General features: G+C 69.2%; 21 protein-coding genes and 1 pseudogene. 8 read left to right on the forward strand and 14 right to left on the reverse strand.

Going from position 1 to position 22,508, the window contains the following annotated elements; all coding sequences use genetic code 11:
• Positions 1-213: 213 nt before the first annotated feature.
• A complete protein-coding gene (locus tag OTB20_RS42930; protein ID WP_420716539.1) occupies positions 214-456 on the reverse strand; it encodes a transposase in 243 nt (80 codons plus the stop codon).
• A gap of 133 nt (positions 457-589) precedes the next feature.
• On the opposite strand from OTB20_RS42930, the gene OTB20_RS33940 reads away from it, so the two are divergent.
• Positions 590-1,168, forward strand: a complete 579-nt coding sequence (locus tag OTB20_RS33940) for a hypothetical protein (protein WP_267823498.1) — start codon at positions 590-592, stop codon at positions 1,166-1,168.
• Here OTB20_RS33940 and OTB20_RS33945 read toward each other — a convergent pair.
• Both OTB20_RS33945 and OTB20_RS33950 read right to left on the reverse strand, forming a co-directional pair.
• Positions 1,086-1,529, reverse strand: a pseudogene (locus OTB20_RS33945) (transposase); the annotation flags it as partial. The gene OTB20_RS33940 and the pseudogene OTB20_RS33945 sit on opposite strands and share 83 nt — an antisense overlap.
• The gene (locus OTB20_RS33950) at positions 1,520-1,816 is read right to left on the reverse strand and encodes a transposase (RefSeq protein WP_324290451.1); all 297 of its coding nucleotides are present in this window, start codon (positions 1,814-1,816) and stop codon (positions 1,520-1,522) included. The gene OTB20_RS33950 and the pseudogene OTB20_RS33945, both read right to left, overlap by 10 nt.
• A gap of 113 nt (positions 1,817-1,929) precedes the next feature.
• Between OTB20_RS33950 and OTB20_RS33955 the strand changes: the two genes are divergently transcribed.
• Entirely contained in the window at positions 1,930-3,546 is a 1,617-nt protein-coding gene (locus tag OTB20_RS33955) for an IS4 family transposase (RefSeq protein WP_420716540.1), read from the forward strand.
• Between the two features lie 545 nt (positions 3,547-4,091).
• Here OTB20_RS33955 and OTB20_RS33960 read toward each other — a convergent pair.
• Positions 4,092-4,292 (reverse strand): hypothetical protein, encoded by a 201-nt coding sequence (locus OTB20_RS33960; protein WP_267823504.1) that lies wholly within the window; start codon positions 4,290-4,292, stop codon positions 4,092-4,094.
• Positions 4,265-4,480: a hypothetical protein gene (locus tag OTB20_RS33965; RefSeq protein ID WP_267823505.1), complete on the reverse strand. Its 216-nt coding sequence runs from the start codon at positions 4,478-4,480 to the stop codon at positions 4,265-4,267. Before OTB20_RS33965 ends, OTB20_RS33960 begins: the two co-directional genes overlap by 28 nt.
• 389 nt (positions 4,481-4,869) lie before the next feature.
• On the opposite strand from OTB20_RS33965, the gene OTB20_RS33970 reads away from it, so the two are divergent.
• The 6 genes from OTB20_RS33970 to OTB20_RS33995 all read left to right on the forward strand — a co-directional run bounded on the left by OTB20_RS33970 (position 4,870) and on the right by OTB20_RS33995 (position 11,832).
• On the forward strand, positions 4,870-5,406 hold the full coding sequence (locus OTB20_RS33970; protein WP_420716542.1) for a DM13 domain-containing protein: 537 nt from the start codon (positions 4,870-4,872) through the stop codon (positions 5,404-5,406).
• Between the two features lie 521 nt (positions 5,407-5,927).
• Complete coding sequence (locus OTB20_RS33975; RefSeq protein ID WP_267823507.1) at positions 5,928-7,172, forward strand: IS110 family transposase; 1,245 nt, start codon at positions 5,928-5,930, stop codon at positions 7,170-7,172.
• A gap of 192 nt (positions 7,173-7,364) precedes the next feature.
• On the forward strand, positions 7,365-7,595 hold the full coding sequence (locus tag OTB20_RS33980; protein ID WP_267823510.1) for a hypothetical protein: 231 nt from the start codon (positions 7,365-7,367) through the stop codon (positions 7,593-7,595).
• A gap of 205 nt (positions 7,596-7,800) precedes the next feature.
• Positions 7,801-9,018, forward strand: a complete 1,218-nt coding sequence (locus tag OTB20_RS33985; RefSeq protein ID WP_267823512.1) for an ATP-grasp domain-containing protein — start codon at positions 7,801-7,803, stop codon at positions 9,016-9,018.
• Positions 9,015-11,393 carry an MFS transporter gene (locus OTB20_RS33990; protein WP_267823514.1) on the forward strand — a complete coding sequence of 793 codons (2,379 nt, stop codon included), beginning with the start codon at positions 9,015-9,017 and terminating at the stop codon, positions 11,391-11,393. The genes OTB20_RS33985 and OTB20_RS33990 overlap by 4 nt, the downstream gene beginning before the upstream one ends.
• Positions 11,371-11,832: a hypothetical protein gene (locus tag OTB20_RS33995; protein ID WP_267823516.1), complete on the forward strand. Its 462-nt coding sequence runs from the start codon at positions 11,371-11,373 to the stop codon at positions 11,830-11,832. The genes OTB20_RS33990 and OTB20_RS33995 overlap by 23 nt, the downstream gene beginning before the upstream one ends.
• A gap of 712 nt (positions 11,833-12,544) precedes the next feature.
• Here OTB20_RS33995 and OTB20_RS34000 read toward each other — a convergent pair.
• From OTB20_RS34000 to OTB20_RS34040, 9 genes are all read right to left on the reverse strand, one after another.
• Complete coding sequence (locus OTB20_RS34000; RefSeq protein WP_267823518.1) at positions 12,545-14,056, reverse strand: aminopeptidase P family protein; 1,512 nt, start codon at positions 14,054-14,056, stop codon at positions 12,545-12,547.
• Between the two features lie 49 nt (positions 14,057-14,105).
• A complete protein-coding gene (locus OTB20_RS34005; protein WP_267823520.1) occupies positions 14,106-14,666 on the reverse strand; it encodes a MaoC family dehydratase in 561 nt (186 codons plus the stop codon).
• 76 nt (positions 14,667-14,742) lie between these two features.
• Positions 14,743-16,101: a hypothetical protein gene (locus OTB20_RS34010; protein WP_267823522.1), complete on the reverse strand. Its 1,359-nt coding sequence runs from the start codon at positions 16,099-16,101 to the stop codon at positions 14,743-14,745.
• A complete protein-coding gene (locus OTB20_RS34015; RefSeq protein ID WP_267823524.1) occupies positions 16,088-17,116 on the reverse strand; it encodes an ornithine cyclodeaminase family protein in 1,029 nt (342 codons plus the stop codon). Before OTB20_RS34015 ends, OTB20_RS34010 begins: the two co-directional genes overlap by 14 nt.
• A complete protein-coding gene (locus tag OTB20_RS34020; RefSeq protein WP_324290452.1) occupies positions 17,113-18,000 on the reverse strand; it encodes an HpcH/HpaI aldolase/citrate lyase family protein in 888 nt (295 codons plus the stop codon). Before OTB20_RS34020 ends, OTB20_RS34015 begins: the two co-directional genes overlap by 4 nt.
• On the reverse strand, positions 17,997-19,250 hold the full coding sequence (locus tag OTB20_RS34025) for an aminotransferase class I/II-fold pyridoxal phosphate-dependent enzyme (RefSeq protein ID WP_267823526.1): 1,254 nt from the start codon (positions 19,248-19,250) through the stop codon (positions 17,997-17,999). Before OTB20_RS34025 ends, OTB20_RS34020 begins: the two co-directional genes overlap by 4 nt.
• Entirely contained in the window at positions 19,250-20,116 is an 867-nt protein-coding gene (locus OTB20_RS34030; protein WP_267823528.1) for a cupin-like domain-containing protein, read from the reverse strand. Before OTB20_RS34030 ends, OTB20_RS34025 begins: the two co-directional genes overlap by 1 nt.
• A gap of 77 nt (positions 20,117-20,193) precedes the next feature.
• Positions 20,194-21,207, reverse strand: a complete 1,014-nt coding sequence (gene dmpG / locus OTB20_RS34035) for a 4-hydroxy-2-oxovalerate aldolase (RefSeq protein WP_267823530.1) — start codon at positions 21,205-21,207, stop codon at positions 20,194-20,196.
• Positions 21,204-22,133 carry an acetaldehyde dehydrogenase (acetylating) gene (locus tag OTB20_RS34040; RefSeq protein ID WP_267823532.1) on the reverse strand — a complete coding sequence of 310 codons (930 nt, stop codon included), beginning with the start codon at positions 22,131-22,133 and terminating at the stop codon, positions 21,204-21,206. Before OTB20_RS34040 ends, dmpG begins: the two co-directional genes overlap by 4 nt.
• Positions 22,134-22,508: the final 375 nt, after the last annotated feature.

The raw sequence follows: 22,508 nt of genomic DNA on the forward strand, positions 1-22,508 counted from the left end.
TCGAAAGCGGCCTGCCGCGCCATTCATAGAATCCAGAGCGGGACACTTCGAGCCATGCATACATCTTCGCAACAGGCGGGGCGTCTTCGGTTTTCGAAATGGCTGCGGCGTACTCCGCGTCGATGAATTCGAACTTGTCGTCACCGAGGATCCTTTGCGAAGTACGCTGCAACTTTTTCCAGGAAGGCGACTTTTTGTCGCAGCTTCCTCAGCTCACGTTCCTGCTCGGAGCCTGGCACGCTCGTCCAAGGTGAGAGGCGGCTCTTCCCCCGCATGGTCCCGCCGGTATGCATTAACCCAATTCCCGAGTGTGCCTTCGATAAGTCCGAGTTCCCGGGCAACCTGGGCCACCGGACGTGACGTCTCGAGCACCATCTTCACTGCCTCTTCCCGATACTCAGGAGAGAACTTTCTACGCTTCTGCGACAACCGACTTCCCTTTCCGAACAGTCCCACTGTAGTGGGACTGCTGTCCGGGAACTTCGGGGCGGCTCAGTTCGATGAGCAGGGGCTTCTTCGTGCTCGGAGCATGATCGTGGAGGGGTAGGGGCAGGCAGCGGACGGCTTGTTGTTGATCGAGGAGGGTCCGATGCCGTCGGTGCTGGGGTTGATGGAACGGCGTGAGGTGCGGGCGAGGCAGGATCTGGAGTCTTGGACGGAGGTTCTGGAGCAGGCTCAGGCGGAGGTGGATGCCGCGCGGGAGCGTGTCGATCGTGCTCGGGTGGGGCGTGAGGAGCTCGAGTCGGTGCTGGCCGAGGAGAGCGCGGTCGACATGTCGGCTCCGGTGCCGTCCGGTGGTGGGGTGGATGCCACTGTGGGATCGAGCGGCTCTGGCGCGGGGGCTGGGGCGGTGTATGACGAGCGGCCGCCGGTGTGGCGGTCGGGTATGGGTGAGGAGATGCTCAACGGCTTGTATCGGGAGGTGTTCGCCGCGGTGGTGACCGCGTCGGGTCCGGTGGGCGGGGTGGAGCTTGCGCGGGCGGTGGGCCGGGAGGCGGACAGCAAGAACGAGGTGGAGAGGATCCGGCACCGTGCCTACGCGCTGGAGAAGCGGGGCTGGCTGGTGCGGGAGAAGAGCGGGCGGTTCATGCCCGCGCCCGGGCCAGTCGGTCGGGGCGCTTCTCCGGCCAACGCGGGGCGTCGCCGGCCATCCGGCGCGACAGCCTGATCGTCGCGGCCCACCACACCATCTGCTGGTGGTGATCGGCGCGGCGTTCGTGATCGCGGTTGAGGCGGCGTGAGCGAGAAAGCCACGACAGCGTTCGTTCCACCACCCACCTGCGGGCCAGTACGACAAATCCGCGTTGCCCGTCGGAGCGGCGCACGACCTCGATACGGACTCCGTGGCGGGCGAACGCCTTGGCCAGGGCCGGGCCCTGGTAGGCGCTGTCGACCCACACCAGTTTCAGCAACCGGCCCGGCTGGTCCATGAATGTCTCCAGCAGTGCGGGGGCGGCCTTGGAGTCGTGCACGTCCGCTGTCGTCACGGTGACCTCGAGGAGCAGGCCCTCGGTGTCGGTCAGGATGTGGCGCTTGCGTCCGTCGCGTGATTTGCCGCCGTCGTATCCGCGACTGTCCTCGCCGACGGTCTCGGAGGGTCCACCGACTGGCTGTCGGTGATCCCCGCACTGGGCTCGGCGTTGCGGCCTTTGCGCTCCCTGGCCGTGCGACGCAGGCGTTCGTGCAGTTCACCCACGTAGTCGTAGGTCCGCCAGCGGCGAAAGAAGTCGTAGACGGCCCGCCAGTAGGGGAAGTCGACGGGCATGGCCATCCACTTCACACCGTTGTCGACGAGGTAACGCATCGCGTCGATCATCCAATGCCACGAAGTTAGGCGCTCGGCGGCGGTGTCAAGGGGGGGCGAGATGAAGGAGGGGCCTCTGCTATCCAGGGGATCGCCCAAGATCTTCCAAAGAGAGCAGAGGCCAAGTGGCTCAGTCTGTCACGGGCGGAACCGACGTGTTCGCGCCCGGTCATATCGGTGAGTTAACCCAGGTCATCCCACCCGAGCTGGTCGATGCGGTGCTGGACGAGACCGGGGCTCGCGAGCAACGGCTGCGGAGCCTTCCCTCGCGTGTCGGGGTGTACTTTGTGCTCGCGCTCGGGCTGTTCGAGCATCTGGGCAGCGAACTGGTGTGGGGCAAAATCACGTCCGGCCTGTCCGCACGGGTGCCGCAGCCCTCCGAGAAGGCACTGCGTGATCTGCGTCGGCGAATCGGGGTGGCCCCGCTCAATCGACTGTTCGACGTCCTGGCAGGCCCACTGGCCCAGCCGTCCACGCCTGGAGTGCGCTACCGCCGCTGGCGCACGGTCGCATTCGACGGCTGCGGGAGCCTGAACGTCCCCGACCACGAGCGCAACCGGTCCTGGCTCGGCCGCACCCAGCGCCGCCACGGCCCGACGGGCTACCCCCGGCTGATGCTCATGACCCTGTGCGAAACGGGCACCCGCGGCCTGATCGCCGCTGTCTTCGGCTCCGCCTCGAAAGGCGAAACCGACTACGCCCACGACCTGGTCGGCCACCTGACCACGGACATGCTCCTGCTGGCGGACCGCGCCTTCGACAGCAACGAACTACTCGAAGACATCGCAGCTCAGGGAGCACAATTCTTGATCCGCGCTACCAGCACCCGACGACCGCCGGTGCTGGCCGTGCTGCCCGACGGTTCCTACCTGACCCGGATCGGGGGCCTGCCGCTGCGGGTGATCGAGGCCGAAATTCACTCCCGGACTGCCGCCGGCGGCGATTTCGGCGGAACCTACCGACTGCTGACCACCCTCAGCGACCACCGTACCGATCCCGCCGACCATCTCGTGCGTCTCTACCATGAGCGCTGGGAGATCGAGATCACTTACCTGGCGCTCCGTCACACTCTGCTCAAAGGCCGAGTTCTACGTTCGAAGGACCCCATAGGTCTCAACCAAGAGATGTGGGCACTGCTCACCCTCTACCAGGCCCTACGCTCCGTGATGGTGACCGCGGTGGAGACAACACCTGGCTGCGACCCCGACCGGGCCGGCTTTACCGTCGCCCTGGAGGCCGCCCGCGACACCGTCGTCAACCTGATCGGAACGAGTCCCGACTCAGGGCCGAGCAGCCACCACGACCTGGTCGGACACATCGGCGCCCGCGTCCTGCATGCACTGCTTCCTGGGCGCCGAATGCGGCTGTCCGCCCGCATCGTCAAGTGCGGAACCTCCCGATACAACATCTGGAACCGCGACGGGCGCCCACGCGACAGCACCCCGATCACCGCCATCGAGATCACCGTGCATCCCCCGGCCCTCCCCGGTGAGCACGATCCAGGCCGAGCCCTCTCGGGCCGCTGGGGCCTGGTCTGCCAGATCCTGGCCGCGAACTCCAACGAGGCCATGCACACCCGCGACATCGCACAGCGCCTCGGCCTCGCCTCCACGGGGCGCGCGCTCAGCAGTCTCACCGCGCAATTCTGCTACTGGGCTCGCAACGGCCGGCTCATCCGCACGGCACCGAGCACCTACAAGATCACCGTCCCCGAAGCCTTGACATCGCCAACAGGTCCTTAACTTCGTGGCATTGGTCGACCATCTGCCGGTGGCAATGCCCCTCCGGGCGCCCGCCCTGCTTGAGGAGCCAGGCCGGCACCGGCATCGCGGAGCGGACCTCGCCCCACTCCGCGTCCGCCATGTCACTCGGATAGCAGCCCGCCCGCCGCCCCGGAGCGATCGAACCGAACCGGTGCACGTAGCAGTCACACCCAGGGGTGACCGCGGTGGACGCGGGCACAGAGATACTGCTCAACTGATCAGGCAACGGGCTTCCTTGGTCGTGCTGGGTGTCGTAACCGCGTCACTACCAAGGGGCCCGTTCTTTCATGCCCGCGGCCGTACCCGTACCTCCGTGCAGATGGTCACCCGCGCCGCACGCCTCGAACGAGATCCGGTTTGCCACAACGCACTCATCTGCTCTCGTGAGATGTGCGGGCACGTCGTGTGGTTAACGGGATCTTCGAGTGCGCACAGGCGCGCCGAAGGCCGCGGGCAGTGCCGCTGGACGTGGATCGTGAAGCGTTGAGCGGAGAGCGGGCGGTGGACATGGCCGCCCGACGGCGTCAGTTCGAGATACGGATGGCTTCTATCGCCGTGTCGTAGAGGTCGAACAGCGGAGTCGAGCCCCGAAGCCGCAGCCATTCCTCGGTGGCGGCCTGCAGGCAGGTGATGGCCGTCGCGACGATGGCCCTGGCCGCGAAGCTGCGCGCCCCGGACGCCGGCAGCTTCGGTTCGATCAGGGGGGGGCGAGCAGGTCGGTCCACCTCGCCTGCTTCTCGGCGTGGCCGGCCCGCAGGGAGTCGTTGTCGAACAGCATCGAGACGAGCTCGAGGCGGTTCTCGGGGCTGGCCTGAATCTCGTCGAGCACCACGAACGAGTGGCGCAGCGAGACCCAGACGTCTTCATCGGCGGGCCGGGTGCCCCGGTCGGCCCTTGAACCGTCCGCCGGCATGGGCGTTGGGACTGGGTGCGACCGTCCACGGTTGCGGCGGCGGCCCGAAGGAGCCGTAGGCGCCGGGTTCGGGTGTGTGCTCATACCCGGCGGGCACCGTTGGCCACTGCTCATCGGGTTTCGGCTGTTCGCCGGGTGTGCGACCGGTCATGCGGAGAGTCTGGCTGGTACGGCAGTGTTTCCAGAATAGATTTTCGGACTATTCCCCCGACGGGGCGATCACCGTGCCGCGTGCGAGGAGGCCACCTCACCCCATGTTCAGACCGCCTCCTGAATCCCGTCCTGGATCCGGATGCGAGTCCATCCTGACGACGCGGGCCGTCTACTCTCGGGCAAGAGACCGGGGAAGTGGGGTTGTCACGGTGCGTGGACGGATAGCGGGCCGGCCGGTGGTGCTCGCCGTCGCCGCGGTAACGGCGGTCCTTGTTGGGGCCGGAACGTACTGGTTCCAGCCGTGGAAACTGTGGCAGGACGAAACGGTGCGGGACGCGCTGTCCTCAGCCTCACCGACCCCGACAGCGATGGCGTCTGGACAGCCGAAGAGGACTGCCTCGCCGTCGGCCCCGGCCGGGCCGCAGACGATCGCTGCGGGCGAGCTGATCAGTCATGAGCACAAGACGACTAGCAGTGTGAAGACCGTCCGCCTGGCCGACGGTTCGCACATGCTGCGGTTGGAGAACCTCGACACGAGCAACGGGCCGGACCTGCGGGTGTGGCTCACCGACGCGCCGGTCAAGGAAGGGAAGGTGGGCTGGCACGTCTTCGACGACGGCGAGTACGTCAACCTGGGCAAGCTCAAGGGCAACAGGGGCGACCAGAACTACACCCTTCCCGCCGATGTCGACCTCTCCCAGTACACGAGCGTCAGCATCTGGTGCGACCGCTTCGACGTCTCCTTCGGTGCCGCGGCTCTCGCGAAGGCCTGACGACCACGGACCGAGGAGCGGCCCGCGGGCTCTGTGCCGGCGGGCATCACGCCGCTGTGCGGCGCCTGTCACCAGGTGTTGTTCATCCGGGGGCCGCTCAGCCGCGCTTCACGGTGAAGGCGCACCAAGCGGTCCATCCGGTGCGGTGGTGCCGTCTTTACGCGTATCCGCCACCGGTGGTCGCCGTTGCCGAGTTCGCCTTCGGGGAGCTGGAAGGCGGCGGCGTCGCTGGTCAGCGATCCAGCGCACCTTCGGTGCGCGCCGGGGGCGTGGTAAATGTCGTGGCGCGCGCCGGGGGTGCTTCTGTCCGCTTTGACGGGGCCTGTTGCTGGTCCGGGATGGTGGTGGGGTTCGTTCCGGCCGAAACCGATGCCTCTGTGATGCCTGTGAGCTCGCAGGTCAGCGTGGTGCTGGGGGCCTTCCGCGGGAACCGTGGAGTGTTGCTGTGAGCACGTGCGTCAGAATTCCTGATTCACCCTGGCCCTCCCGGAACGGCATACCGAGCGGGAGGGAGCGGGAGCGTGGACGTACTGCACGAACGGTGCGCCGGCCTGGACATCAGCAAGAAGGACGCCAAGGTGTGCGTCCGGACCCCGAGTACGAAACGGCGGGGATCGTTCACCACCGAGACCACGACCTGGGGTTCGACGACGAACGCGGTCCTGGCCTTGCGCGAGCATCTGCTGGCCGCTGAGGTCACGCTGGTGGTGATCGAGGCGACCTCGGACTACTGGAAGCCCTTCTACTACGTGCTGGCCGACGATCTGAACGTGATCCTGGTCAACGCCCGCCAGGTCAAGAACCTCCCCGGCCGCAAGACGGACGTCTCGGACGCTGCCTGGCTGGCCCAGCTCGGCGCCCACGGGCTGGTCCGCCCCTCCTTCGTCCCGCCGCAGCCCATCCGGGAACTGCGCGACCTGACCCGGGCCCGCACCACCGCGACCCGGGAACGCTCCCGGGCCGTCCAGCGCCTGGAGAAGCTGCTGGAGGACACCGGCATCAAGCTGTCCGCGGTCGCCTCCGACATTATGGGCGTCTCCGGGCGGGCCATGCTCGAAGCCCTCGTCAGCGGGGAACGCGACCCGCAGACCCTCGCGGAGATGGCCAAACGCAAGCTCCGGAGCAAGATTCCCGAACTCACCGAGGCGCTGACCGGCCGCTTCCGTGAGCACCACGCCTTCCTGGTCCGGCTGCATCTGAACCAGTACGACCAGCTCACCACGATGATCGACCAGCTCAGCGGACGCATCGAGGAGGCGATGGCGCCCTTTCGTGACGCCCTCGACCTGCTCGACACCATCCCCGGCATCAACCAGGCCACCGCCGAAGTGATCATCGCGGAGACCGGCGGTGACATGACCCGCTTCGCGACGGCCAAGCACCTCGCGTCCTGGGCCGGGGTCTGCCCCGGCCACCACGAGTCCGCCGGCCGCACCAAGAACACCAAAGTCCGGCCCGGCAACCCCTACCTCAAAGGCGCACTCGGCCTCGCCGCGTTCGGCGCGGTCAGAACCAAAGACACCTACCTCGCCGCCCGTTACCGGCGGCTGACCGCCCGCCGCGGCCCGCTCAGAGCACTGGTCGCCGTCGAGCACTCGATCATCACCGCGATCTGGCACATGCTCACCCACCACCAGCCCTACAACGAACTCGGCGGCACCTACTTCACCCAACGCGACCCCGAACGGGCCACCCGCCGCGCGATCAACCAGCTCAACCAACTCGGCTACACCGTCACCCTCAACCCAATGGAGACCGCGGCCTGACCCTCCCCGAACCGGACACCCGGCAGCCGACAACGGCCACCGGGCACACAACCCTGCCCACACCCACCCTGACCTGCTGCTATTTACGCGTCAGCTGCTTGCGTACGACTTGCTTGCCGTCCGCGGCGTCGACCCCGAAGACGACCTTCCGGCGGGGACCTGCGGCGTTGCCGGTCTCCTCGGTACTCGTGGATGGTCACCTGGCCGAACTTCGGCGTCTCGGCGGCCGGCTGCCGCGAACTGCTGGCCACCACCGGCGTTTTCGCCGGGCTCTCCTCGGGCGTCGGCTGGCAGGTCTCCCAGTACCTGCGGGCCCGCTCGCCGGAGGGCGGCCGATCGTCTTCCTGGCGCCGGACCGGGCCACCGGTACGTGGACACGGGCTTCCCACCCCGGAGGGCCCGGTCGCACAGGACCCGGGGTAAACTCCCCGACGGTGATCGAGGACTTGGCCCAGCTGCCCGGCCCGTGGAGTGCCATGGACTGGGCCCGGTGCCCGTACGAGGTGCACGACGACCCGCCGCCGTACGTCCTGGCCACCTACTAAAACTGTTTGCCGCTCGTACCAGCCCTACCACCCTTACCAGCCGTACCGCCTGACAGACCCTCACGCCGAGAGGCCTGCACACCGTGACCAAGATCGCCGTCATCGACGACGGCCCGAAGAGCGACTACGCCGCCATGCTCCCCGAGCTGGCCGGCGAGCCCCACGTCTACGGCCACCACGAGCTGGCCGGCACCGAGGGCTTCGCCCCCTATGAGCACGTGCGGGACTGCGAGTTCGTGTCCTACCCGGAGCCGATGACCGGCTGCTCGGCGGCCGCCGACGGGTCGTTCACCCACCGGATCACGGACAACGAGTACGACCTGGAGCGGACCGCGCGGATCAGGCAGGACCTCGGCAACCCGGGCCGGTCCCCGCAGAGCGCGCTCTCCTTACGCGACAAGGAGATGATGAAGCGCACGACGGAGCAGACCGCGCCGGCGGCCCGGTACGCCCGGCTGGAGACCGTCAGCGACCTGACCGGCTTCGTGGCGGAGACCGGCTACCCGGTGGTGGTCAAGCCGGTGGGGCAGGGCGGGTCACGGGAGATCGTGGTGCTGCACGACGACGAGCTGGTGGAGTTTGCCCGGCGGCACTGGCGGGACGGCCTGATGGTGGAGCAGTCCGTCGAGGACCCGATGTACCACGTGGACGCGGTCATCATCGCGCCCGGCTACCGCTCCGTCGCCTCCTCCGGGTACCTGCGCAGCTGCCCCGGAGCGCCGGCGGGGGAGAAGGCCAGCTCGCTCCAGCTGCACCCGGAGGAGAAGTTCGCCGCCCGGCTGGAGGAGTTCTTGGACCAGGTGCTGGACGCCTTCGCGACGCCGGAGGCAAGCGCTTACCACCTGGAGGTTCTCCACACCCCCGACGACCGCCTGGTGCTCTGCGAGATCGCCTCCCGGGTGGGTGCCCACCGCATTCCCCAGCTCACCAGGGCCACCCACTGGGTGGACCCGCGCCGCACCCGGCTGCGCCAGCCGGTCGGCCTGCCGGTACCGTCGGGCCCCGCCGAGGCGCCCGAGCAGCGTGGCTCGATCTCGGTGGTGCCGCAGGGCCGCCCGGTCGGCGCCCCGCCCCGCCCGCCCTTCGAGCGGATCGACCACTACGAGGTCAACCAGGCGCCGGCCCCCGGCGCCAAGCCGGCCAACAGCAGCTCGCACCCGTGCTTCGTCACCGTGCGCGGCGCCGACCTCGACGAGGTCGAGCAGCGGGCGCCGCAGGCCGAGTCCTGGCTGATGGCCAATCTGGTGGAGCCCGCGGAGGAGGCCGCCGGCACGGTGGCAGGGGAGGTGATCCGGACGTGAGCACCTGGCGCCGAACCTCCGTGACCGGCCGGGTCCTGCTGCTGACGGTCCTGCTGACCGGGCTGACCACCTTCATGTTCCTTCCGCTGTTGGCCGTCCGGCTGGCCGCCCAGGGTCTGCCGACCGGTCAGGTCGGGCTCCTGGTCGGGCTGCTGTCCGCCAGCACCCAGGGCTTCTCCCTGGTCAGCGGGGCGGTGGTGGACCGGATCCGGCCACGGACGGTGCTCGGCGCCGGCTTCACCCTGCGGATCGCCGGGTACCTGCTGCTCGCCTTCGGCCTGACCGGCTCCGCCGTGCTGCCCGCCCTGCTGGCCGGGATCGTCTCGGTCGGGATCGGCGGCTCGCTGATCGGCCTGTCGATCAAGACCCGGCTGGTCCGCGAGGCGGGCGAGGCCCCGCGCGAGATGCTGGCGCTGCGCTCCACCTTCGTCAACGTCGGCGTGGTGGCCGGCCCGGCGCTCGGCGCGGCGATCTACCCGCTCGGCTTCGGCTGGATCCTGGCCGCCTGCATCACCTCGCACCTGCTGCTCGGCCTCTACCTGACGGCCCGTGACGGGCAGGCGGTGCAGGTGGCCGCTGCCCGGGCGGCGGGTACCTCGGCCGCCGCCCCGGCCGAGCCGGGACGGTCCCTTCGCCACTGGCTGCCGCTGCTGCTGATCGGCACCGCCTACTGGGCGCTCTACAACCAGCTGAACGTGGTGCTGCCGATCACGGCGCAGCGGCTGACCGGCAGCACCGCCGCCATCACGCTGGTCTTCACCGTCAACGGCGTGCTCTGCGTGCTGTTCCAGTACAGCCTGCTGCGGCACGTCTTCGGCCGGGCCTCCTCCCGCACCCTGCTGGTGCTCGGCTTCCTCTCCTTCGCCGCCGCCTACCTGGTCTTCGTCCCGCTCGGCGGCTGGGCCGCGCTGCTGGTCTTCATACTGCCGGTCACGCTGGCCGAGATGCTGATCTCGCCCAGCCTGGACGAGCAGGCGGTGAAGGCCGTCTCGGCCCGTCGCACCGGGCTGGCCCTGGGCGCGATAAGCGGGGCCGGGGCGCTGGGGAGCCTGCTCGGTGCCTGGGGCGGCGGCCTGCTGCTCCAGACCCTGGGCGAGGGGAGCGGGACCTGGATCGTCGTCAGCTCGGTGGCGGCCCTGGCGGCGGCCACCGCCCTCCTCCTACCGAAAGGCTCCAAGACCATGCCTGAGACCATGCCCACCGCCGTGCTGCTCAGTCCCCGCGACAAGATGATCGCCGCCGCCGAGTCGCTCGGTCTGGCCGTGGTGGTGGTGGACGACCCCACCCAGCCGAGGCCGCCGGCCACCGGCTGGCCGGTGATCGAGACCGTCTGGACCACGTCCAGGGACGAACTGGTGGCCAGGCTGCGGGAGTTCGCTTTCACTGGGCCGGTGGTCTGTTTCGGCTTCGGCGAGCTGGGCTCGGGCATCTCGGCCGAGGTGAACCAGGAGCTGGGCTGGCCGGGCAACCCGCCGGAGGCGCTGGCCGCGTTCAAGAACAAGGCCCGACTGCGCGCCCTGGTCGGCGACCGGGCCGGCAAGCCGGTGGCGCACGTCCTCGGCCGTACCACCGCCGAGCTGGCCGCCGGGATCGAGCGGATAGGCCTGCCCTGCGTGGTCAAGCCGGTGGACGGCAGCGGCAGCGCGGGCGTACGGCTGCTGACGGACGGTCAGGATGCCAGCCGCTTCCTGCGTGAGGCTGAGGGAGCAGGGCCGCACCTGGTCGAGGAGTACCTGATCGGCGCCGAGTTCAGCGTCGAGGCGGTGAGCGTAGCGGGCCGCCACCGGATCCTCGCCGTCACCGAGAAGCAGACCACCGGCGCCCCGCAGTTCGTGGAAACCGGCCACACCCTCCCGGTCCGCCTCCCGTCGGAGGACGCCGCCGCGGTGGCCGCCCTGGTCCAGGCCACCCTGGACGCCACCGGGTACCGCTTCGGCCCCTCGCACACCGAGCTGATGCTCACCGCCGACGGCCCCCGGCTGATCGAGTCGCACGGCCGCGCCGGCGGGGACCGGATCAGCGACATGCAGCAACTCGCGCTCGGTGAGGACGTGTACGCCCTCACCATGGCCGCCCTGTTCGGCCTGCCGCTGCCCGCCGGGCGGGAGCACCCCCGGGTGGCCGGCATCCGCTACGTCACCTTCGACGGCACCCTGCCGATGCCCGAGACCAGCACCGAGCTGGTCGCCTCGCTGCCCGGGGTGACCGAGGTGCACATCACCGTCCCGGCCGGCCGGCTCCCCGCGCCGATCCTCAAGTCCGGTGACCGGCACGGCTTCGTGCTGGCGGTCGCCGACACCCGGGACGAGCTGGAGGCACGCCTGGAGTGCGCCGTCCGGACCCTCACCGCCGATGCCGTCGCCACCCGTTCCTGAGCACCCCTCAGCCTGCCGCAGCTCCGCTCTCTACAAGATCCTGGTCTCCGAGACGTCCACCGTCGAGCTCAACAACCACTCGGTCATCCCCAGCGCGCTGCACCGCGAGGGCCATGAGGTGCACATCGGCGGCATCGGCGCCCTCAACGTGCACGAGAGCGTGGTCGTGGCCGACCGGGTGCGGCTCACCGAGGAGTTCGCCGCCGAGGGGCGCCGACCTCGCCGCGCATCTGCTCACTCGACCCCAGCAGCCGAACTCGGCCAGTGGCACGAAACCGCCGCCGAGCGGGCCCGCACCCGCTGCGGTCGCCACGCCGCGCCCCTCGCCGCACCCATCAGAAGCCGCATCTCAACGGATCATGGAACGTGCAGGTCGAACAGTGTTCCTGGTCGGGTGATCTTCCGGCTGTACGCGCATGAAGGCAGGGCCTCTCGGTAGCTCGGGGATGCGAATCTGACCGAGCGATGCCGGGAGGCCCTGTTGTCGTTGTCGTACTCGCCCGCGCCTGCCGAGTTGAACTCGTCCGCCGTGTCGTACGATTGCCTCGCGCACGTGTACGGCAACGCGGCTGATCATCCGGACCGGGAACGCTGGTATCCGTCGGGATGGCGGACGCGGAGTGGGCGGCCATCCGCCCACTGCTGCCGGTGCCGGCGTGGTTTCAGGGCCCTGCCCGCGACCAGCGAGGCGGTGATCCAGTGGTCGATGGAGGTCGACGCGCACCTGGCAGGGCGTACCCGCCTGACGGTGGCCGTGGCCTGCGACCCGGCGGGCGCATGGTGGTGCCGCTGCGCCTGCACGGCCATACCCGCGCCGCGGCCTTCGGCCACGAGGGCAACCGGCTGACCGCCGACGCGTGGATGCTGTGCGAGGTGCCCGCGTCGCGCTGGGCGGGCCTGCCGGGCAACGGCGAGGTCCCTCATCGTGGGTGTAGCGCTACCTCACGAGCACATCCCACCGCGCACCGTCGACGTCTTCCAGCGGTTTGACGACCTGGTAGAAGCTGCAGGGGCAAGCTCAAGCTCAGGACGGACTGCGTCCGAGGCCGAAAGTCGATGGCCCGAGAACCGTGAGCGCTTCGGTCGGCCGTGCCCCTGACGGATCATCGCCAGGGGCACGGCCGTCACGCGGTGCGGACGCCCTGCCGTAGTCAGCGGTCTTCTGCAGAACCTGACACCTGGGCGATCCACTCCTCCACTTCGTAGGAACCGCGCGGCATCGCAGCGGACAGGTTCTCGTAACCGTCCTCGGTCACCAGCACGTCGTCCTCGATGCGCACCCCGATGCCGCGGAACTCCTCCGGTGCCAGCAGGTCGTCCGCCTTGAAGTACAGGCCCGGCTCGACCGTGAGGACCATGCCCGGCTTCAGCTCGCCGTCCATGTAGTCCTCGCGCAGCAGCAGTTGGCAGTCGTGTACGTCCATGCCCAGGTGGTGGGAGGTCCCGTGGACCATCCAGCGGCGGTGCCAGCCGCCGCGCTCCGGGTCGAGGGTCTGCTCGAGCGTGACTCCCTCGGGCAGCAGTCCCCACTCGTGCAGGTGGCGTGCGATGACCTTGTTCGCGGCGGCGTGGATGTCGCTGAACTTGTTGCCGGGCTTCACCGCTTCCATGCCGGCCTGCTGTGCCGCGTGGACCGCGTCGTAGATCTTGCGCTGTACGTCGGTGAAGCGGCCGCTCACCGGAAGGGTGCGGGTGATGTCGGCGGTGAACAGGGAGTCGATCTCGATCCCGGCGTCGACCAGGATCAGGTCACCCTCGCGGACCTCGCCGGTGTTCTTCGTCCAGTGGATGGTGTTGGCATGGTCGCCCGCTGCGCAGATCGACTCGTACCCGGTTCCGTTGCCCTCGTGCCGCGCGTACAGGCCGAAGACGCCCTCGACCCATCGCTCACCACGGCCCTTGCGGACGGCCTCCGGCAGGGTGGTGATGATCGCGTCGAATCCCTTGTGGGTGGCGGCGATCGCCTTGCGCATCTCGCCGACCTCCCACGCGTCCTTGACGATCCGCATTCCTGACAGCACGTGGGCCAGCTCCTCGTCGGCCTCCTCCTGCTGCTCACCGGTCAGGGACGCTCCCGCCTGGGTGCGGGTGGTGTCGACGAGCTCGGCGAGCTTCCGGTCGGCCGACCGGACCACGCGCAGCCGGGACGCGGCGCCGTCCTTCGCCAAGTCAACGGCGAACGAGTCGATGTGACGGACAGTCAGTCCGAGTTGTGACTCGATGTCGGCGATGGTCGGGCGGTAGCCGACCCAGAATTCCCCGTACCGGGAGTCGGTGTAGAACTCCTCTGAGTCCCGCGGGGCCGGCGGACGGAAGTACAGGACGGCATGGTGTCCGCCCTCGGGGCCTGGCTCCAGTACGAGGACGCTGTCGGGCTCGGCGTGCGAGCCGAGCCCGGACAGGTGGGCGAAGGCGGTGTGCGGCCGGAAGGTGTAGTCGGTGTCGTTGCTACGTACCCTCAGGCCGCCGCCGGGGATGACGAGCCGCTCGCCGGGGAACCGCTGGGACAGGGCCGCCCGTCGGCGGGCCGCATGATCGGCGACCTCGGCGCGGGGCGCGGGCGGACGGTCGTCGGCCGACCATCCGGAGGCCATGAACTCGCGGAACTCGGTGTTGGCGGGAACGTCGCGGTGGCCGGCCTTGGGCTGATTCTCGCTGATCATGCCAAACATCCTGTCATATCGGTCAACTGTGCGAACCCCTGTCGATCACTCAAGATTCTTGCGTGGGACGGTCGTCGGAAACGGTGTTCGCGTCCGCGGGTCGTCGGTCCCCTGCAGGGTTGCCCCCCTCGCGGCAGCGCACCATGAACGACCGCTCGAAGACGATGACGACCTCTCCCGTCGACTTGGCGCCCGTCGTCTCCACCGTGATGATCCCCTGCCCCGGCCGGGACCGGGACAGCCGCTTGTCGAGGATCCGGCTCGTCGCGTAGAGGGTGTCGCCGACGTAGACGGGGTCCTTCAGGCGGATCTTGTCCCACCCCAGGTTGGCCACCGCCCGCGCCGACAGCGCCTGCACGGTCATCCCGCCGACCAGGCACAGGGTGATGCCGCTGTTCACCAGGACCCTCCCGTACTCGGCGCCGGCGCTGTAGTGCTGGTCGAAGTGGAGCGGATGCTGGTTCATCGTCAGCAGGGTCAGCCAGGTGTTGTCGGCCTCGGAGAGGGTGCGCCCCGGCCAGTGCCGGATCACCATGCCCGGCTTGAAGTCCTCGAAGTCCCCGCCGTGTTCCTCGACGTACTCGTTGTCATCGACCTGACGCAGGGTCATGCGGCTTCACTCCGTTGATATCGCTGAAAGAGGACTGCACGCCGGTACGAGGAGCAGAGCGCGAGCGGTGCTGCCATCAGATCGCCACCATCACGTTGTCGGAGCTGCTCATCCCGCCTCGGACGCTGACGATCCCGGCGGAACCGTCGCCGAAGAACCTGCAGAACAACCCGGCCGGTCGACCGCCGAACACCAGAGGTCCCAGCACCGGGGCGACATCGACGTCGTGCGGCTCGTCGGAACCGTCGGCGATCAGCGCGACCCTGCAGGTCTGCGGTTGCACGAACTCCTGCACCACGCTGGTGCCGCCGCCGACAGCCTCGCCGACGGCCGACTCCCACACGGCCTGGTCGACCTCGCGGCCGATGACCACCTGCTTCCCGCTCTCCCCGAGGCCGGCCTTGAGCACCAGCAGGTCCCGGTTCCCCAGCACGAACGGGAGAAGGTCGACCTGCTGACCCTGGCGGTCGGTCTTCCGCTCCGAAAGGATCCGGGTCCACGGCAGGTAGCGCTCGACGAGCCTGCGCTCGGCCTCGGTCATCCAGGGCCGCCCCTCCGACAGCAGGCCCATGGTGAGCTTGCTGTGCATGAAGGTCGACGTCTGGGTGCCCACCAGCACGCACCCGTTGTCCAGAGCGTCTTGGACCGGCGTGGTGTCGAGGCCCACCTCCAGCCAGTCGGGAATGGTGAAGTTCCGCAGTCCGATCGGATGACGCAGGTGCGGCGCGCAGTCCCACGCCTGATGCAGCTCCTCCGGCTCGAAGAAGCGTGCAGTCAGGCCGTGACTGTTGTAGTAGTCGGCCTCCAACTCGAAGTACCGCCGCTCCACGCCGATCACCTGGGAACTGCCGACGACGGCCACCCGCGGTGCCAGCGCCAACTCGGCACTGAGCGAACGGAACATCTCGGCGCGTACGGCGAGCGGGTTCGGAGAACGGTACGGGGTCCGGCCCTCCTCGTCGGCGTGCAGCCTGTTCCACACCGACAGACGGCTCTGCGTCTCCACCACGCCACCGAGCGCGCCGCTGACGTTGAACTCCACGAACTGCGGCCCGTTCGGCCCTATGACCAGATCCGGACGGACCACGCTGTCGGCGTACCGCTCCTCGATGAAGGAGTCGTCCATCCACAGCCGGTCCTCGTCGGCGGGCATGTCATAGGCCGCCAGTCTGTCCGCGTTGGTGCGCCCGGTCTCCAGGGCGGTACGGCGCAACAGCTCGATCAGCGCGACGCTCACGCGGAAGATCTCGGCGTAGGCCGCGCGCGGGATCGCCATCGGTGCCGCGGGAAGGACCTGCTGGTGCGGCCAGCCGGTGTCCCGGAGCTCGTGCCGCAGCATCTGCCGGATCGTGTCCGCCGACGCGGCGGGCCTCAGCCGGTGCCCGCCGAACCAGGGGTGCCCGTTTCCCGAACCGAGGTCCTCATGCGTGTCCATCCGACACTCCCTCCCTTGCTGACGGAACGGCGGACGGGTCGCCCGGTCCCTGCTCGGCCGCACGGCGCTGCTCGAACAGCGCCACCGCGGCAGCGGTGTCCTCGATGGCCATGCCGACCGTACGCAGGACCGAGGTCCGGCCGGCGACGGCGACCTCGCCGCTCACCAGCCTGCCCAACTCGTACAGGTCCTCGGCCTTGATCAGGCCGGCGGCCAGTGCCGCCCGGATCTCACCCGCGCCGTCCAGCGCCGCGGCCCGGTCCTCGACGATGGTCACGGCGTCGACCAGCAGGGCCGGGTCGAGCTCGACGGCGTCCGGGTGGGTGCCGCCGATCACGTTCAGATGCGCCCCGGAGGCCACCCAGTCCGCCTCCACCACGGGTGTGCCGTCATCGGTGGAGGTGGCCGTGCAGATGATCGCCGCGTCGGTGACGGCATCCCTCGCGGTGTCGCAGACCGTTACGCGGACGGGTCGGGGTGCGGTGTGCCGGATCCAGTCCGCGAGCTTCTCGGCGCCGGCGCGCGTGCGGGAGTGGATCCGGACGGTGCGGACCGGGCGTACCGTCGACACCGCCCTGATCAGGGCACGCGCCTGCACCCCCGCGCCGATCACCGCCAGGTCGTCGGCGTCGTCGGGAGTGCACCAGCGGGTCGCCAGAGCGGCGACCGCGCCGGTGCGGACCGCGGTGAGCTCGGCGCCGTCCAGTAGGGCGGTGATCTGCCCGGTCTCCAGGTCGGTGAGCGCGACGATCCCGTGGATCAGGGGCAGCCCGCGGGCCGGGTTGCCCGGGGTGAGCGTGGTGACCTTGACGCTGCCCACCCCGCGCTGCTCCCAGATGGCAGGGCTGACGAGGAGGACGCGCCGGTCACCGTGCTCGACGACGGTACGGTCCGGGGACCGGGTCCGGCCGGCGGCCAGGTCCACGAACATCTCGCCGAGCACGTCGATCACGCGGGTCATCGGCAGGGCGCCGGCCATGTCGGCGGCCCCGACCGTCACCGGTGCGGCGGTCATGCCTCTCCGCCGTCTCCGGCGTCGCCGACATCGCTGCCGAATCGACTCGTCCAGGCGTCCCCGCGCGAGACCGTGTCGCGCGCCCGCCGGGCGAACGGAGGCCCGACCATGTTGCCGTCCAGGACGGCGATGCCGCCGTTGGCCGCGGTCACGGCCGCCGCCACCCGGCGTGCCTGCCCCAGTTCGTCGGCCCGGGGCCGCAGGATGCGGTTGATCACGTCGAGTTCGCTCGGGTGCACGGTGACCTTGCCGTGAAAGCCGAGTGCCCGCACCCGGCTGGTCTCCTCGGCGAGGACGTCCGGTTCGGCGAGCCGGTAGTTGGCCGTGTCGATGCACGCCGTGTCGAACCGGGCGCAGGACATCGCCATCGCCTGGCGGGCCGCCAGCATGTTCTCCCAGGTGATGTCGACCCCGAGCGTGGCGGCCAGATCGGCCGAGCCGAACACCAGGCCGTCGGCGGCGCGCGCGACGGAGTCGATGCGGGTGACCGCCTCGACCGTCTCCAGCGTCACGTAGATCTCCGGATACGCGCCCGCCGATGCCAGCATCCGGCGCAGCAGGTCGACCTCGTCCGCCGAGGTCACCATCGTCATCAGGACGATGCCGGGCTTCACCGGACTGTCGGCCAGCATCAGTACGTCGTGCACCGCGGCGAGGCTGCCGAGCTCGTTCACGCGCACGGCGACGTTCATCGGCCGCGCCGACTTCTCCAGCGCGGCCCGGCAGACCACGCGGGCGGCCGGCTTCTCGGCGGGCGGTACGGAGTCCTCGAGGTCGATCAGATGAACGTCCGCGTCGTACGACCAGGCCTTCACGACCCGTTCCAGTGACAGGGCCGGCGTGTACAGGATGCTGCGCGGTACCGCCCTGACCATGCCGGTCACTCGGTCACCGACCCGGGCAGCTCGGCCGCCGGACGCGCCCCGGCCTGGATCAGTGCGGCGGAGAGCCGTCTGATCTGCTCCTCGGTCTGGCCGGCCCGCAGCATCACGCGCAGTCCGGCGGTACCGCGGGCGACGATCGGGAAGAACACCGGCGAGGTGTAGAAGCCGGCCGCGAAGACCTGCCTGGCGGCCTCGACGACCGTCGCGTCGCTCATCGGCACGACGCGGATCGGGAACGTGCTCTCGGCCTGCTCGGTCGTGACGAGCGAGTCGAACAGCGCGATGTTGGACCGCAGGCGCCCCTGCAGGTGTGTCAGTTCCTCGGTGCGGTGGATCTCGGCCGAGGCTATCGCCGCACCGACCGCGGCGGCGTTCATCTTCTGCGAGTAGCCCAGCGGGCCCGCGAAGCGTTCGATGAGCCGCCGGGTCTCCTCGGAGTAGCCGTCGAGCAGGATCGCCGTGCCACCGGCCCCGAATCCCTTGGTCAGGGTCGCCACGGTGATGGTCCGCTCGTCCAGCACCGGGGAGTGTGAGCGCACGTAGCCGATGCCGCGTTCGCCGTATGCGGACAGCGAGTGCGAGTCGTCGTAGAAGACGAGCAGGTTGTACTTCTCCTGCAGTTCGGCCAACTCGACCACGGGCGCGTAGCCACCGAGGCTGTCCGAGCCGTCGACCACGTAGCAGACGCGTTCGTAGGTGCGGCACATGTCCTCGAGGAAGTCGAGGTCATGGTGACGGCTGGTCACGACCTCGGTCTCGTCGGCGCAGCTCGGCTTGACGTTGCCCATCGAGACGTGCGCGTTCTTGTCGAAGACCATCAGCGGCCGGGTGCCGTTGCCGAGATGACCCGACGCGATCAGCGGAAGCAGGCCGGTGCTGGCCGCAGCGGTGGAGAGCGCGCTGATCACCATCGCGCCGAACAGCTCGCCGAGCGACTCCTCCAACTCCAGCAGGACCGACGTCTGGACGCGAGTGCGCGGGATGCAGTGGTCCAGCACGCCGAAGCGGCGCAGTGACTCGACCGCACCGTCGATGACCTTGGGGTGGGTGTCCAGGTCCAGGTAGGAGCAGACCGTGAAGTTGACGAACTCGTGCCCGTCGGCCATGTGAAACATGCCGTCCTGGAGGTCACCGACGACGCCGGCGACCCCGTTCTCGTAGGACGTGTTCCAGAAGGCGTTGCCGATCCCGATGAGCTTGTCGTTGTTGCGGTACAGGTGGGTGGGCGTGATGGATTTGCGGTCGCTCATCAGGAGTTCACCTCGGTGGGCCTGTAGCTGTAGACACCCTTGAATCTCCGGTAGGCGTACGTGTACAGCGCGACGCCGAGCACGTGCGGCCTACGGAGGATCTTCTTGGACTTCAGCCAGAAGTTGACGTTGATGTTCATCTCGTCCAGCGACTCGGCCTGGTGCCACCAGCCGAGCGGCAGGTAGAGCATGTGGCCCGGTTCGAGGACGAAGTCACGGCGTTGGGCGAGCTTGGCCGCCAGTCTCGGGTATCGCTTCAGGTCGACGTCGTCGAGGTCGACCACTTTGGACTTGTCCCCGAAGCCCCGCAGGACGGACCTCGGGTAGTACTCCCGCACACCGGGTGGGGCGATGATGAACCGCTTGCGGCCTTCGAGCGCGATGTTGAAGTTCTCGAACTCGTCGAAGTGGCTCTTGGTGAACACGCCCTGGTGGCTGATCCACAGGTTGGCCGCGTACAGGGCGCTGCCGTAGCCGAAGAGGTCCTCGGCGTCGAACCCGATGACGGCGTTCACATCGGCCGGACTGCTCCGTATGTTCGACACCACCCGGTGCCAGGTGTCCGAGCTGGTGAGGTGTCGCTCGTCCGCGAAGAACTCGCGGAGCTTGATGTCCCGTGTCTCCCAGCGTCCCGGGTGGTTCTTGTCACCCGGCTCGGTGAACAGGGTGACGGTCATCTCGGCCAGGCGCGCCGCCACCTCGTCCCGGCCGAGTCCCTGCACGCTGCTCGGGAGCTTGATCACCACGGGGCGGTCGGCCTTGTACAGCCCCTGGGGGCCGATGGCCATGAATTCCTCGAACGACATGCGGGTGACTTCCACACCCACCGTCCCGTTCGCCTCGGGCACAGCTTCCGGTACTGCCATGTCGTTTGCCCTCCTTCTCTGGAGCCGGGTCACATACCTTCGTCAGCCGTCAGCCGTCTGCTCTCAGCCGTCAACCCTCAGCTGTCGGCTCTGCGGCTGCTCAGCTCGGCCACCACGTCCACGATCAGGTCCTCCTGGCCGGCGATGGCCTGCCGTCGACCGAGTTCGAAGAAGACGTCGCGCGGGTCCACACCGGCGGCCGCGGAGAGTTCGACGACCCGGTGCTTGAATCCGGAGAACACTCCCGCCAGGCCGCTGACGATGCTCATCGAGGCGGTCACCGGTGGAGCCGGCATGAGTTCGCGCTCGGCGAGCTCGGCGGCGTCGAGCAGCGCGTACAGGTCAATGCCCGTGGCGTACCCGCTCCGCCCAAGCACCGGGACCAGTACTTCGAGTTGGGTGTTGCCCGCCCCGGCGCCGAAGCCACGGGCGCAGCCGTCGATGATCAGGGCGCCGGCGTCGGCCGCGGCCACCGAGTTGGCCACGGCCATCCCGAGGTTGTTGTGTCCGTGAAAGATCACCGGGACGGTGTCGACCGCCTCGACGATCGCACCGATCCGCGCGGTGACGTCCGCGGGGAGGAAGTGGCCCGCGGAGTCCATGATCCCCACGGCCTGCGCCCCGTATCCGACGGCCCGCGCGGCCTGCTCGGCCAGCTTCTCCGGGGAGGCCATGTGGCTCATCATCAGAACGCAGTGCGCCTCGCCACCGGCATCCCGCAGGAAGCCCAGGTGACGCTCGGCCAGTGACGCCTCCGTGGCGTGCACGCCGATGCGGAAAACGTCGACCCCGTGGGCGATCGCCCGCCGGAGGTCGTCGGAGGTGCCCCAGCCGGGCAGCATGAAAATGCCCATCCGGCTGTGGCGCAGCGCCTCGCGGACGGTCGACAGCATCTCGTCGTCACTCACAGCGGCCTGCCCGACCTGCAGCGAGGAGGCGCCCAGACCGTTGCCGTGGCCGACTTCCACCACCGGAATCCGCGCGGCGTCCGCCGCTTCCGCGTAACGGCGCAGCGCGGTGAGCCCGAGCCGGTGCCGGACCGCGTGCTGGCCGTCCCGCAACGTCGGGTCGTGGATCACCACGTGCTTCATGAGGTCACTCCCGTCCGGGACGCCCGGTCCGGCCGGATCGCGTACTGCTCGGCGACCATGACGGCGGCGGAGTTGATGATGTCGAGGTTTCCGGCGTACGGCGGCAGCACGTCGCTGTGCGCCAGGACCTGGAGGGTGATCGTCACCAGGTCGCCGACCGCCGTGCAGGCAACGACCTCGTACCCGGGAGCGAACGACCGCGTCTGCTCGGCCACCTGATCGACCACCGCGCGCACCGCCACTGGGTCGGCGCCGGCCATGCGGGCATGGATGGCCGTCCGGAAGGTCGCCGGTGGCACCGCCGGACTGATGTTGAGGATCGCCTTGACGTCGGTCACCCCGGAGAACGTCGTCACGGCGTGACCGGTGGTCGCCACGTACTCGTCGAGGTTCAGCCTGGTCGCCCGGCCCGCGACCTCGCTGGCCACGGTCGAGACGACCTCGAAGTACGTCACGGGGAAGTGGGCGGCGAGCGCGTGCACGACCGGCACGGACGCCTGACCGCCGCAGCTGATCAGATTGACGTTGCGTCCACCGGCCGGCGACACCCCGGTCACGGTGGGCGCCACCATCTGCCCGACCTTGCTGGGCGTCAGGTCGATCACCAACGTCCCGAGCGGCTCCAGCAGTGGCCAGTGGTCCCGGTGGGACGCGGCGCTGGTGGCGTCGAAGACGACGTCGAACGGGCGCGGGGCCGCCAGTACGGCCTTGATGCCGCCGGCGGTCGTGGCATAGCCGAGGCTCTCGGCGTACCGCAGGCCCGCCGACTCCGGGTTACGTCCGGCCACCAGCCGGCAATCCAACGCCGGTGACCGGTCGATCTTGCTCACCAGGTCCCGGCCGATCGCCCCGGTCCCGATGACGGCGACGGTCACCGGTTCGGCGACCTCCGGACGGGCGCTCTTCAGACCCGCCGCGGGACTCAACGTATGCCTCCGTGGGACCCGAGGTGGCAGGTCCGCGGATGACGCGAGAGGCAGCGGCGAGTGATGCTGCTAGGCCTCGCCGCATCCGGTTCGTAGGTTCCCATGAACGTTGCCCTCATTTTCGATGTGCGCGGCTGCTCGTGACAGCCTTGACTGCAGACACTCAGATGACTCACCGGGATGTCCTCAGTTCCGGACCGTGCGTCGACGCGGTCCGGTCACGGTGCCTCTGGTGCAGCCGACGGCCGACCGTCAGTGTCGGCAGGCCGCCGCGAGGCGACGCGTGAGGAGTCGACGCGTGGTCGCGCGTTCGGAGGACGGAGAAACCGAGACCACTCGGCCGCCGGCCGTCGCGCCGAATCAATCGCACGCAAG

Origin of the sequence: Streptomyces sp. H27-H1, assembly GCF_026627445.1 — a bacterium.
Taxonomy (GTDB): domain Bacteria; phylum Actinomycetota; class Actinomycetes; order Streptomycetales; family Streptomycetaceae; genus Streptomyces.